The organism is Herbaspirillum seropedicae (genome assembly GCF_001040945.1).
GTDB classification, from domain to species: Bacteria; Pseudomonadota; Gammaproteobacteria; order Burkholderiales; family Burkholderiaceae_D; genus Herbaspirillum; species Herbaspirillum seropedicae.
Map to the genome: position 1 here is coordinate 1,463,569 of NZ_CP011930.1, position 14,596 is coordinate 1,478,164.

The 14,596-nt window shown below is 63.8% G+C and carries 5 protein-coding genes; all 5 read left to right on the forward strand.

Annotated features, from left to right (window positions below; all coding sequences use genetic code 11):
* Nucleotides 1–17 precede the first annotated feature (17 nt).
* A complete protein-coding gene (locus tag ACP92_RS06450) occupies nucleotides 18–1,763 on the forward strand; it encodes a ShlB/FhaC/HecB family hemolysin secretion/activation protein (protein ID WP_013233314.1) in 1,746 nt (581 codons plus the stop codon).
* Nucleotides 1,764–1,792: 29 nt separating this feature from the next.
* Entirely contained in the window at nucleotides 1,793–9,769 is a 7,977-nt protein-coding gene (locus ACP92_RS06455) for a two-partner secretion domain-containing protein (RefSeq protein ID WP_013233315.1), read from the forward strand.
* Nucleotides 9,770–10,579, forward strand: a complete 810-nt coding sequence (locus ACP92_RS06460) for an immunity 49 family protein (RefSeq protein WP_013233316.1) — start codon at nucleotides 9,770–9,772, stop codon at nucleotides 10,577–10,579. It begins immediately after the preceding gene.
* Between the two features lie 65 nt (nucleotides 10,580–10,644).
* Complete coding sequence (locus ACP92_RS06465) at nucleotides 10,645–12,300, forward strand: VRR-NUC domain-containing protein (RefSeq protein WP_013233317.1); 1,656 nt, start codon at nucleotides 10,645–10,647, stop codon at nucleotides 12,298–12,300.
* On the forward strand, nucleotides 12,297–14,588 hold the full coding sequence (locus ACP92_RS06470; RefSeq protein ID WP_013233318.1) for an ATP-dependent DNA helicase: 2,292 nt from the start codon (nucleotides 12,297–12,299) through the stop codon (nucleotides 14,586–14,588). Before ACP92_RS06465 ends, ACP92_RS06470 begins: the two co-directional genes overlap by 4 nt.
* The last annotated feature ends 8 nt before the right edge of the window (nucleotides 14,589–14,596 follow it).

The following is a 14,596-nucleotide window of genomic DNA, read 5'->3' on the forward strand; positions in this document are numbered from 1 at the left end:
TTTGGGGAACATTTGCGATGAAATGCCGCCTCCACCGGGGGATTGTCGGACTGAGTTTCAGCCTGTGCTGCGCCGCCTTTTCGCTGCCCGCTGTCGCCCAGGTCGCCCAGAACAGCGACGCTGAGGAGCTGCGCCGCCGCGCCCAGCAAGAGGCGCAGGAGCGGCAACGGCAGTTGCAGCAACCTTCGGTCTCCTTGCCGCGCCAGCGCAGCGACGAGGATCTGCAGTCCTATACGCTCGCCCCCGAGTCGCTGTGCTTCCCGGTGCAGCGGGTGACCCTGGCGTTCCCTGAGCAGGTCAGCGAGGCGGTCAGGCGAACGGGCGGCTTTGCGCTGCAAATGGATCCGTTTCATTTCATCCAGACCTATCTGGCCGGCTATGCCGGCAGCTGCCTGGGCCAACAGGGTATCGAGACCATCCTGCGACGGGTCACGGGGCAGATACTGGAGCGTGGCTACAGCACCACCCGCGTCGGCATTGGCCAGCAGGACCTGAGTACGGGACAGCTCAGCATCACTCTGGTGCCCGGCATCATCCATGCCATCCGTTTCAAGGATCCGGCTATCACAGCTTCCTATCGTTCCGCCTTTCCTACCCAAGCTGGCGCGCTGCTCAATCTGCGCGATCTCGAGCAAGGCCTGGAACAGATGAAGCGGGTTGCCAGCCAGGACGTGGACATGCAGATCCTGCCCACCGATGTTCCTGGTCAAAGCGATGTCGTGCTGGAGGTGAAGCGGATCAAGCCGTGGAAGCTCACACTGAGTCTGGACGACAGCGGCGCGAAGTCCACTGGCAAATACCAGGCAGGCATCAACCTGGCCATCGATGACCTGTTGGGCATCAATGACCTCTTCAATGCCGGTTTCAGCAGTGACGCTGACCGCATGGGGCAAGCGCGCGGCACCACCGGAAACAATTTCTCCTATTCGGCGCCGGCGGGTTATTGGACCTTTGGCGTGAGCGGCAGTACCTCGCGCTATCACCAGAGAATCGCCGGTCTGTTCCAGACCTTCGTCTCCAGCGGCCACTCCGAGAACCTCGAGGTGCGGGTGCAAAAGCTGTTCCAGCGCGACGCGCAGCAGAAGAACTCGCTGCAGCTGCGCATCGGCAAGCGCTGGAGCCGCTCCTACATCGATGACACCGAAATCGAAGTCCAGCGTCGCAACACCACCTTCGCCGAACTGGGCTGGATGCACCGTCATTATTTTGGTGACGTGCAACTGGACGCAACCCTGGCCAATCGCTGGGGCGTAAGCTGGTTCAATGGCGCCGCCGATGCACCGGACCGTCTCTCCGATGGCCCCACCTATCGCTACAGCATGCAGACCATCGACGCCACTGTGGTGGCGCCATTCAAGCTGGGCGGCCAGTCGCTGACCTATGTGGGCACGTTGCGCGGCCAGCACAGCCGGTCGCGGCTGTACCTGACCGACCAGTTCGCCATCGGCAGCCGCTACACGGTGCGTGGCTTTGATGGTGAGCTGACACTGGCGTCGGAAAGCGGTGTGTTCCTGCGCAACGATCTCGAGATCGCGCTGGGCAGCACCGGTGCGGCCCTCTATGCCGGCCTGGACGCCGGGCGCCTGTATGGCCCCAGTGTGGCCAATCTGCAAGGCGACACGCTGGCCGGTGCGGCCATCGGCCTGCGCGGCGCGGTCAGCGGTTTGCACTATGAGCTTTTCGCCGGCTGGGCGCTGGTCCGGCCTGAGCAATTCCAGACTGCCATGCCGGCGGCTGGCTTCAATCTGATCTACCAATTCTGAATACGCTGCGCGCGCAGCGGGAGGAACCCATGAGCAAGCATATGATCGATACGATCCACTTCCAGTCTGGCCGCCATGGCGTGCTACGCCGGGCGATGGCGGCCTTGATGATCATGCTGTGCGTGGTGCCACCGGGCTATCCGCAGATCGTCGCCGATCCCAATGCCGGCGCTGGCAAGCGTCCTGTGGTGGATAACACGGCCAATGGCCGCCCCCTGGTGCAGATCGCTACTCCGAGCGCCGCGGGTGTCTCACACAACCAGTACTCCCAGTTCAATGTCGGACCCAATGGCGCCATTCTCAACAACGCGCGCGATGTGGTGCTCACCCAGCAGGGCGGTTATGTGGGAGCCAATCCCAACCTGCAAGGTGGCGCCGCCAGGGTCATTCTCAATGAGGTGACCAGCACTTCTCCCAGCCAGCTGCGCGGCTATACCGAAGTGGCCGGCCAGCGCGCCGAAGTCATCATCGCCAATCCCAATGGCATCAGTTGCGATGGCTGCGGCTTCATCAATACCAGCCGCGGTGTACTGACCACCGGCGTGCCGCTGTTCGGCGGCAACGGCAGCCTGGAGGCTTTCCGTGTTTCGCGTGGCGCAATCCAGATCGGCAGCGGCGGCCTCAACGGCGCCAATACCGATCAGCTCGACCTCATCGCCCGCAGCGTACAAGTCAACGGCGAGCTCTGGGGCAACCGGCTTAACCTGGTGACGGGGGCCAATCGTGTCAATTACGGCGATCTCGGTCTGAGCGTTATCGCCGGCGAAGGCAATGCGCCAACGATCGGCGTGGACGTCGCGCGCATGGGGGGAATGTACGCGCAGAAGATCATGCTGGTGGGCACCGAGAACGGCGTGGGCGTGCGCAGCCTGGGCACCCTGGCGGCGCAAGCCGGCTCCTTCACCCTGAGCAGCCAGGGCCAGATCGCGCTATCGGGCAAGACCAGCGCCAGCGACGACATCGTACTCAAGAGCGCGGTCGGCACCAGCAATGACGGGGTGCTCTATGCCGGCAGAAATGCCCAGCTCCAAGGCGGCGTGATCGAGAATGCCGGGACCTTGTCGGCGCAGGGCAATCTCGATATCACCGCTGCCCAGCTTCGCTCGACCGGTACCTTGGCGGCGGGGGTAGACCAGGCCGGTAATGTGGCGCAGGCCGGTAACCTGACCGTGACGGCCAGCGGCGACGTTCTCGCCACAGGCGTGAACCGCGCCGGCGCCGATCTGCAACTGGTCGGCGGCAAGATCGATCTATCCCATTCCAGCAGCAGCGCCGGGCGCAAGCTCGGGGCACAGGCGAGTGACGCCCTCACGCTCGGCGGTGCGACGGTGGAGACGTTGGCCGGTGATCTGGAACTGGGTGGCGCGACGATCACGCTGGACGGCGCCAAGCTCACCAGCAGCGCTGATGCCCGGATCAATGCGGTGGCCGGCCTGAGCAATCGTGGCGGCGAGATCACTAGCGCCGGCGCCATGAATGTCACAGCGGCCAGCGTGGACAACAGCGCCGGCATGATCAGCGCCGCCACAGGTGGCGCCGGCGTGCTGTCCTTGCGCAGCGCCGGCAGCATCAGCAATGGGCAAGGGCGCATCGCCGCTGGCGCAGCGTTGAATCTGGCGGCGGCATCGATACAAGGCCAGGGCAGCGTGATTGCCAATGGCGATGCCACGCTGAGCTTGCAGAGCCTCAACAACGAGGCGGGCAGCCTGATCCAGTCCAATCGCGACCTGCGCATCACCACCAGTGGCGCAACCGGTAACCAGGGGGCGCTCAAGGCAATCGGTGCACTCAACTTGACGGCCAGCCAGATTGACAATGCTGCCGGCGGCGACATCAGCGCGGCGGCGACCACCTTGCAAGCGCTCAATGGTGACATCAACAATGCCGGCAAGATCGGCGGCAACACCATCGCCACCACCAGCAATGCGCTCAACAACCAAGGTTCCATGATCGGTGGCGATGTCACCATCAATGCCGACCGCCTGAACAACAGCGGCGCTGCCGCCGCCATTGCAGCGACCAACAGCGTGCAGGCCTTTGTGCGCAGCGCCCTGACCAACCAGGACAATGCGCTCATCTACAGCCTCGGCAAGCTGGTCATTGCCGCCGACGCAACACAAAGTGCGGCGGGGGACTACCTGCACCGCACCGGAACATTGACCAACTCCTCGGCCACCATCGAAGCCGGCGGCGACCTGGCCGTGAGCGCCGATACCATCGTCAACAAGCGCAGCACGCTGGTGATTGCGCGCGATATCTTCGATGGCACCGAATCCTGGCAGAAGTACAACTACTACTGGCGTAGCTGGGGCTCGGGCATGAGCGGCCCCGACAGCGCCGGCCTGATGGCAGCGGTCACGCGCACCTTGCCCTTCAATGATGCCAGCGCGTTCGGCTCGCGATACGGCAGCATCCTGCAGCTGGATCTTTCTTCGAACCGGGCGTTGGTCCAGTTCCAGGGCAGCAACCAGCTGTGGGTGTCCTACAAGGCCATCAAGCAGAACGCCGATGGCAGTTACGACATGACCTTCTATGAAGGCAAGAACTGCGATGGCAGCACGCTCTGTCCTTACCAGCAAATGGTATGGCGCGAGTACACCGGCAGCCGGGTGCAGGATCAGTTCGATCCGAGTCGCTACACCAGCCCGGCCGAACTCAAGGGCATCGGCACCAATGGCGAGAGCGCCTACGATTTCCGTGAGCGCAGCTATAACGGTTCGAACTACCACGACGCCATCACCGCCATGAGCGACGCCGCCAAGCTCAATGCCTCTGGCCGCATCACCATCAATACCGCCGCGCTGACCAACGACGCCAGCGATATCATCGCCGGCGGGGCGCTGACCATCAACGGCGCCAACGGCAGCGCCGCCAGCGGCGGGGTAGTCAACAACATCGGCTACTCGATCAACCGCACCGCGATCGGCACGGCGGTGGATCACTACGACCGCCACGTCGGTCACCACACCTACACGACGCTGAACCTCACCGAGGTGACTGCGCTGCAGACCATCGATGCGAACATCCAGTCCAACCAGGCCGTCTCGATCAGCGCGCAGAACCTCAACAACACCACGGTCGGGGCGGCCACCGTTCCCACCAGGGCCGGTGGCGTGGGTCACGCCAATATCACCCTGCCGGCTGGCGGTCTGTTCACGGTGCGTCCTGAGCCAGGCCAGCGCTATCTGGTCGAGACCGACCGCCGTTTCACGGACTACAAGACTTTCCTGGGCAGCGACTACATGCTGGGCCGCCTGACCATGGATCCCTCCATGACCCAGAAACGCCTGGGTGATGGCTTCTATGAGCAGAAGCTGATCAATGACCAGATCGCCCAGCTGACCGGCAAGAAATTCCTGGATGGCTACACCAATGCGGAAGCGCAGTACAAGGCCCTGATGGATAGTGGCGTGGCCAGCGCAGCCAGCTTCAAGCTGACTCCCGGCATTGCCCTGAGCGCAGACCAGATGGCGGCGCTCACCAGCGATATCGTCTGGATGGTCGATACCGAAGTGACCCTGGCCGACGGCAGTCGTCAGCATGCCCTGGTGCCCACGGTTTACCTGGCCCATGGCGGCAGCGCCACCTTGCAGGCCAGCGGAGCGCTCATTGGCGGCAGGGATGTCACGCTGGCCGCTGATACCGTCAACAACAGCGGTATCGTGCGCGCCGAGGACAAGCTGGCGGTGGCCGCCCGCGATATCAATAATACCGGCGGTGAGCTGCGCGGCGACAAGGTGGACGTGCTGGCCACCGAGACCCTCAACATCGGGACCGACTTCCAGAACTATGGCCGGCAGGGCAGCGTCACGGGCCGCCAGGTCAGCCTGGCCGCCAATGACATCAACATCATCGGCGCCAAGATCAAGGCCGACGATACGCTCAAGCTGGCTGCCCAGAACAACCTGACCATCGCCGCGGCAACCGCCCAGCACGATGTCAAGCTGACCTGGAGCGGCGCCGGTGAGCGCGAAGAGAATCACGGCATGATGCGCAACGGCGGCGTCACCGCCCAGCTGCAACAAGCCTTGGGCAGCACCATCGAAGCGGGAGGCGACGCCAGCTTTGCGGCTGGCCGCAATATCGCCGTGCGCGGCTCTTCCATCGACGTCAAGGGCAATGCAGCCCTGCTGGCCGGTGGTTCGGTCGAGGTCAGCGCGGTCAAGACCGCCACCGACAGCGTGGTCACCGGGCGCAGCGACCGCTACGACCTTAACGTGGTGGGGCACACGGAAAACCTTACCACCAGCCAGATCGCTGCCGGCAAGGGCCTGAGCATCGTCGCCAGCGGTCAGAATGGCAGTGGTGATATCACCCTGGCCGCCAGCCGCCTGTCGAGCAAGGAAGGTGAAGTGACCCTCAATGCAGCAGGCGACATCAGCATCGGCGCGATGCAGAAGAACAACGATAACCGCATCGACGAACGCGGCGGCAAGGCGTGGATGAAGACCCACGATAGTTCTTCCGTGGCCGCCGGCAGCCTGATCGAAGGGGAGAAGGGTGTCAACCTCATTGCCACCGGACGCAGCGACGCCAAGGTCAGCGTGGCGGGCAGCGATATCTACAGCAACGGCACCATCGCCATCCAGGCCAAGGGCGATGTCACCGTGGCGGAGACCCGTTCCAGTTCCGATGAATGGCAGCAGGCGCATTCGGAGAGTAGAGGCTTCCTCTCGCGCAGTTCTTCCGACCGGACCGACCAGGTGCGCCAGGATATGGCCAACGGCAGTACCCTCAGCGGCAACAAGGTGGTCATCGATGCCGGCAGGAACATCGCCGTGCGCGGCAGTGAGGTGGTCTCCACCGAGCTGACCTCGCTGCGTGCAGCCAATGACGTGAGTATCACCACCACGCAGAACTTCACCGAACAGTCCCATTACAAGGAGGATCGCAAATCCGGCCTGATGGGCGCTGGCTTTGGCATCAGCATCGGCAGCCAGGGCCAGATGGCCAACGGCAATGGATCCAGCGTGACCAACAACGCCAGCACCGTGGGCAGCGTCAACGGCAACGTCAATATCATCGCCGGCAATGCCTTCCGCCAGATCGGCAGCCAGGTGGTGGCGCCCCAGGGGGATATCAACATCCTGGCCAAGTCGGTCGATATCGGTGCGGCCTACGATGCCTCGGTCTATACGCAGGAAAACAAGTTCAAGCAGAGCGGGCTGACCCTGGCCATCAACAGTCCGGTGATTTCGGTACTGCAGACCGGCCAGCAGCTCATCCAGGCCGGTCAGAAGACTCCCGACAAGCGCATGCAGGCACTGGCCGCAGCGACCCTGGCCAAGAACGCCTATGACGCTGGCGCCGCGCTGATCGACAAGCCGACCGACACGAGCGGAGTCAAGATCACGCTGAGCCTGGGCAGTTCGCAGAGCAGCAACAAGGTCACGCAGGCTTCCAGTCAGGCCGTGGGGAGTACCGTGGCTGCTGGTGGTGCGGTCAATATCGTCGCCTCCGGCGGTCCGCGCAGCGATATCAATGTGGTAGGCAGCGCCATCAGTGCCGGCGGCGACGTCAGCCTGGTGGCCGACCACGAGATCAATCTGTTGGCGGCCCAGAGCGCCTACAGCCAGCATGGCAACAACAACAGCAGTGGCGCCAGCATCGGCATCGGCTTTGCCATGGGCGGCAGCCAGAACGGATTCACCTTGGAACTGGGGGCCAATCGGGCGCGCGGCAACCTGGATGGCGACGACCTCGTCAACAAGGCCAGCACCATCAGCGCCGGCAACCAGGCCAGCCTGATTTCGGGCGGCGACACCAACGTGCGCGGCTCTACGGTCAGCGCCAAGACGGTCGCGGCGGCCATCGGCGGCGACCTCAATATTGAGAGCCTGCAAGACAAGAGCACCTACGGCAGCAAACAGAGCAGTGCAGGCGTGGGGCTAAGCTTATGCATTCCGCCGTTCTGCTATGGCGCCAGTTCGGTCAGCGGCAGCCTCTCCGGTTCCAAGGCGAAAGGGGATTACCAGAGTGTGGTGACGCAGGCGGGAATCAAGGCGGGTGATGGTGGCTTCCGCCTGGTGGTCGCTGGCAATACCGATCTGAAGGGGGCGGTCATCTCCAGTACCGCCAAGGCGATCGAAGACGGCAAGAATTTCTTGCAGACTGGTACGCTGACCTACAGCGATATCAGCAACCACGATGCCTACGAAGCCAGCGGCTATTCCGTCAGCGGTTCGATGAGCAGCCAGTTGGGTGACCAGAGCAAAGCCAAGACAGAAGCCGACAAGGCAGCAGCCAATTCACGTACCGGCCCTGGCGGCAGCCCAGGGTACTCCGATACCGGCGGCAGCCAGTCCAGCGTGACGCGCTCAGGAATCAGCGGCGGTACCGTCATCATCACCGATGAACAAGGTCAGAAAGCCGCCACCGGTCAGAGCGCCGAACAGATCCTGGCGTCGCTCAATCGCGATGTCGATTCCAGCAAGGATTCCAGTGGAGCCTTGAGCAAGGCATGGGATGGTGAGGCCTTGCGTCAGCAGGTGGAAGCGGAAGCGCAGATCCGGCAGGCATTTGGTCAGACCGTTGCCAAGTCCATTGGCGACTATGCCGATACCAAGGAAAGAGACCTCAAGAACGCCGCCAAGCAGGCCGAGCAGGATGGCGATGCGGAGCAGGCAGCGAAACTGCGCGCAGAAGCTGCCCGTTGGGGGGAGGACGGCACCGCTCGAGCTGCCGTGCACGCTGCCGCCGGCGCGCTCTCCGGAGGACTGGCCGGGGCCGCCAGCGCGGCTGCGGTCAGCAAGCTCATGCCCTCGCTGGCGGAGCAGATCAAGAAGATGGGCTTGCCCTCTGAACTGGAGGGCGTGGTCGCCGCTGCCGCAGCAAGCGGGTTGGGAGCGATCATTGGCGGAAGCGCCGGCGCCGCCACTGCGGTCACCGTCGATTTGAACAACCGCCAGTTGCATCAATCCGAGCGTGCTCTGCTGGCCAAGCTGGCCAAGGAAAAAGCTGCGGCTGTCTGCGGCCAGGATGCTGACTGCACGACGCGGCAAACCTTGTTCTGGTCGGACATGCTGGAGCGGGTGGCCAATGGCAAGGTCGATAATGTCGAGGCCGCCAAGAACATGGACTATCTCGCCAAGCTGGCCAATGCATCGGCGGCGCCGGACAGCGAGGGGGCACGCGGTGGGCTGGAAGCCTACCTCAATGCCTGGCGCAGCGCCGAGGCATTGTTGCAGCCTTATGTCGGAACACCCATCGTGACCAACGGAGTTCCCGCCTTTGGCGACGGGTCGGCACAGACCTATTTCTCTGCAACCGAAGCGCAGCGTAGCGACCGTTTCTTGAATACCTTCCTGGGCAGTTTCCCTGACCCGCTCGCGGCGGGGCGTCCAGAACGCGACGCTGATCGCGTGGACCGCTTCCTGGCGCAGAACGGAAGTGCGCTGAAAGATTACTTCTTTGAAGAGAACCTCCTTGGAGGAAAACTTGCTGCCAAGACCCTGGGGCTGTTGGGTCGTTTGCTGGGCAACGAGACTGACCTGTTCTTTGCGGGGACGGTCAGTCCCTCGGCCAAAGGTTACATTGGTGTCGGCAAGGTGACGATGGAAGGTTATTCGGTGAAACTGAGCAATGCTGAAATGTCGCTGCTTCAGCAAATCGATAAGCTGGAAACCACCAAGGCACAAGGCGAATTGAGAGAGATGGTTTCGGATTTTTATTTTTCTCGGAATGGATACAAGAGTTTTGATGGAAAATGCGGAGTGAATTGTTTCGATGGCGTCTATCTCAAGGGCAACACCGTATTTATTAACGAGGTCAAGCCTTTGTCCAACAACGGTTCGATCTCCCTTAACGGAGATACGCCAGGACTACCGACACAGATGACCGATGCCTGGATCAGGAATGCAGCGGATCGCCTTGAACAGACCGGAAGAAGCGACGCGATTAAGACAGCGGAAATGATCCGGAGCGCATTGAGTGACGGCAGACTGGTTAAGGTCGTGACTGCGGTCGATTCCAAGAGCATCACACTTATCAAGCTTGCGAGAGACTAGATGAACGGCAACCTTCAGGATTCCATCACCACACTCCTTCGGATTCGCGAGCGCGAGCTGCCAGATGTGCTTGAGCGGATTTATTTCCGCAGAAACTCCAGTAATTTGAACGCCGTGATGTTGGCGGTGGAGTCCCACGCTCTGGCCATGGGCATGTATGGCTTTTATGTCGAAGGTGACACCGCCAAGCTCAAGCAGTGGTTTCACGTCGCCGCGAGAGTGCGTCTGGCGGATCCCCCACGCGATCTTGGCCCGGGCTCGTGGCTGTTACATGCCCTGCTGAGCGACAACGAAGCCACTATCCAATTGGCAGCCAAGGCCAGTAGCGCCGAGTTACGCAAGAGTGGCGCCAATCCGCTTTATTCTGCTTTTCACCACCGGATGATCCAGTGGGCCATCCTGGGCGAGGACGAGCTGCTGCGGCAAAGCATTGCCAAGCTGGCCAAGAATGGGGAAAAGAAGTATCGCAAACCGGCAGCAGCGGGAACGGATTTCTATTCGCTGCTGCTCGCCCGAGATCATGACGGTCTGACCCGTCTGATCCATGAAAGCGCGAAGATCAACAGCGCCGATCCCCTGTTCGAAGACGCCATGTCACACGTGGCCGTATTGCAGACCAAGCTGTGCTGGCGGCGTGGCATCGAAGTCCAGATCGATAGCCCGATGGTGCCGATGGAGCTGATGCCGGTGCGGCCCTTGAGCCACTACGATGATGTCTATGAGTTCATCCGTCCAGGCTGGGTGCCGCCGCGCCAGGGACTCTTGGGCCGCATAGAGCGCTTGTTCCGCAAGACGACCATCCCGCGCTGAGGCGCCTGCCGGGCTCGGACGCGTTATACTGTGCTTTTATACAGTTAACGGCCACCAGAACCCCCGTGCCCTCCGCAAGACCCTTCTACTATCTGGACAATTTCCAGCAAGTCCTGGACTGGCTGGCCCAGCGCTGCGCCGACCTGCTCGATCTGCGCGAGCGGCAGTTCATCGTCGCTTTCCCCGGCCTGCCGTTGCCCTCGCGGGCGCTGTTCGTGCGCATGATGATGCGCAAGGGCGAGCTCTTCCGTAGCGGTCGGCTGGACTATCCCGAGATCGGCTGCCCGCTTGAGGCCGCCAAGGGTCTGCCCGAGGACTGGGTCGAACGCGATGCCGCGTTGACGCTGGAACAGTTCTTCAGCCTTTCCACCAAGCCGGAACTTGTGCGCGCCTTCGCGCTGACCGGCGCGCAGCGCGCCGCCCGCAAGACCGACCTGCTGGCGCAACTGGCGGCCGATCCGGCCTGGGACCAAGCGCGTGTGCTGCGCCAGTGGTGCAGGCAAGGCGACGAACTTGCGTTGCGCCTGCGCGTGCAGGACCTGTGCGACCGCCTGCGCCTGATGTTCTTCGGCAACCTGCGCCAGGACTGGAGCGAGTTCGTGCTGGCCGACCTGGGCCGGTTCCGCTATGAGCGGGTGGCCTTGTCGCCAGAGGCGCGCGGTTTTCGTCAGCGCAGCGACGTCGATCACTACCTGCGCCTGCATGCCTGCAGCGAAGCGCTGGAGGCTGGCGAGGACGCTGCCGATGTCATGGCCGCGTTGACCGTGGCCGCGCCTGCCGAGGGCCACGACAACCCCTGGCTGCAAAGCCGCTACGAGCGCCTGCTGTTCAAACTGGGCCAGCATCTGGAAAAGCAGGGCCACTGGCCGCAAGCGCATGCCGTCTATGCCCGCTGCCCTTATCCGGGCGCGCGTGGCCGGGCCATGCGCGTGCTGGAAAAGCAGGGTCGTTATGCCCAGGCCTACGCCCTGTTCCAGGCCGCGCAAGCCGCACCGGAAAGCGAAGCCGAGCGCCAGCACCTGCAACGTATCGGACCGCGCCTGACGCGCCAGCTAGGCTATCCACCGATGGTGCGCGTGCGCACCTTGCCGCCGCAGCGGCTGGACCTGGTCCTGGCCATGCAGGCCGGGCAGGGCGTGGAGGCGGCGGTGCGCGCGCATCTGCAGGCGCCGGATGCACCGGTGTTCTATGTCGAGAATACGCTGGCGACGGCGCTGTTCGGACTGCTGTGCTGGGACGCCATCTTTGCGGCGATTCCGGGTGCGTTTTTCCATCCCTTCCAGCGTGAGCCCGCCGATCTGCACAGCGCGGATTTCCATGCGCGTCGGCGCGAGGCATTTGCGCATTGCCTGGCGCGGCTGGACCAGGAGCGCCATCGCGAGGCCATCCTTGCTGCCTACGAGGACAAGCAAGGGGTGCTGTCGCCTTTCGTCAGCTGGGGCGCGATCAGTCGTGGATTGCTGGTGCTGGCGCTGGACTGCATCCCGGCCTGGCATTTGAAGCACTGGTGCCTGCGCATCCTGGAGGATGTGCGCGAGAACCGCAGCGGCTTCCCCGATCTGATCCAGTTCTGGCCGCAGCAGCGGCGCTACCGCATGATCGAAGTCAAGGGTCCGGGTGACCGCCTGCAGGACAACCAGCAGCGCTGGCTGGCCTTTTGCGCGCAACACCAGATGCCGGTGGCGGTGTGCTACCTGCAATGGCAGCAGCAGGTCGCATGAGCAGCGCACCTCTCGCACCGGCCCGGCGCTACACGGTCTCTGTGCGCGCCCTCTGTGAATTCACCGCCAAGGCGGGCGATCTGGACCTGCGCTTCACGCCCACGCCGACGGCGCGCCAGGGCATGGAGGGTCACGCCATCGTGGCGAGCCGTCGTGGCGAGCACTACCAGAGCGAGCTGGCGCTGGCCATCGATCATGGCGCGCTGCACGTACGCGGCCGCGCCGATGGCTACGATGCAGACCGCCAGTTGCTGGAAGAGGTCAAGACCTATCGCGGGCAACTGGCCAGCATTCCCGACAATCATCGCCATCTGCACTGGGCGCAACTGCGCGTCTATGGCCATCTGCTGTGCCAGGCGCAGGGGCTGGAGCGGGTGAACCTGGCGCTGGTCTATTTCGAGATTGGCAGCCAGCAGGAGACGCGGCTGGAAGAAAGTCGCAGCCGGGAAGAACTGGCCGAGCTGTTCGGGGCATTGTGCGAACGCTTCATCGGCTGGGCCGCCCAGGAGCTGGCGCATCGGCAGGCGCGCGATGCGGCGCTGGAGCAGCTGCGTTTTCCGCATGGCGATTTCCGCCCCGGCCAGCGGCAACTGGCCGAGGCCGTCTTTCGCGCCCATGCGGGGCGGCGCAGCCTGCTGGCCCAGGCGCCGACCGGCATCGGCAAGACGCTGGGCACGCTCTTTCCCGCCCTCAAGGCCGCTCCACGCCAGCAACTGGACAAGGTCCTCTTCCTCGCCGCCAAGACGCCCGGCCGGCAACTGGCGCTGGATGCGGCCGCCACGTTGAAAGGGCAGGGCGTGCTGCCACTGCGGGTGCTGGAACTGAGCGCGCGCGAGAAGGCCTGCGAGCATCCCGAACGCCTGTGCCGGGGCGATTCCTGTCCCCTGGCCCAGGGTTTCTATGATCGCCTGGCGCAGGCGCGCGCGGCCTGCCTGGACGCTCCCTTGCTGGACCGCGCCAGCCTGCGCCAGATCGCCCTGGCGCACCAGGTCTGCCCCTATTACCTGGGCAGCGAGATGACGCGCTGGAGCGATGTCATCGTCGGTGACTACAACTACTGGTTCGATGGCGGGGCGATGCTCTATGCCATGGCGCAGGCGCATGACTGGCGCGTGAGCGTGCTCGCTGACGAGGCCCACAACCTGGTGGCGCGCGCCCGCGGCATGTACAGCGCGCAGTTGAGCCGCGCCAGCCTGCGCGCGGCGCGCGCAGTGGCGCCGGCGGCGGTGGCCAAGCTGCTGGAGAAGATCGGTCGCGCCTGGAGCGCCATCGGCAAGCAGGCCTTGCTGCCCTACCAGGTGCTGGAGGCGATGCCGCCGCGTTTCATTGAAACCCTGAGCGCAGCCAACAACGCCATCAGCGATCACCTGGCCCAGGTGGCCGTGCCGCTGGAGCCGCCGCTGCGCGACTTCCATCTCGAGGCCATGGCCTTCGTGCGCCTGGCCGAATCCTTCGGGCCGCATTCGCTGCTGGACCTCACGCGCCAGGATGAGCGCAATACCGTGCTGGCTGTCCGCAATGTGGTGCCGGCGCCTTTCCTGGGGCCGCGTTTCGCCCAGGCCCACGCCACCACGCTGTTCTCGGCCACGCTGGGCCCCTGGCATTACTTCGCCGACCTGCTGGGCATGCCCAAGGACACCGCCTGGATCGATGTCGAGTCGCCCTTCCACGCCAGCCAGCTGGAGGTGAGGGTGGCGCAGGACATCTCCACCCGCTGGCAGCGCCGCAGCGCATCGATTGCGCCGATCACGGCGCTGATGGCGCGCCAGTTCCACCAGCGCCCGGGCAATTACCTGGCGTTCTTCTCCAGCTTCGACTACCTGCAGCAAGCGCTGGCGGCGTTCACCCGCGCGCATCCCGACATCCCCACCTGGCAGCAGTCGCGCGGCATGAGCGAGGCCGAGCGCGAGGCTTTCCTGGCGCGCTTTGTCGTGGGGGGCAGGGGGATAGGCTTTGCGGTGTTGGGCGGCTCGTTCGGCGAGGGAGTCGATCTGCCGGGCGAGCGGCTCATCGGCGCTTTTGTCGCCACGCTGGGCCTGCCGCAGGTCAATGAGGTCAATGAACAGCTGCGTCTGCGCATGCAGGCGCTCTTTGGCGCGGGCTACGACTACACCTATCTCTATCCCGGCCTGCAGAAGGTGGTGCAGGCCGCCGGACGGGTCATCCGCACCGAAAGCGACCAGGGCGTGGTGTGGCTCATCGATGAGCGCTTTGCCCAGCCGGAGGTGCAGGCGTTGTTGCCGTCCTGGTGGAAGCGGGACGATGTGCTGCAGGCGACAGGGCATTGAGCGAGACT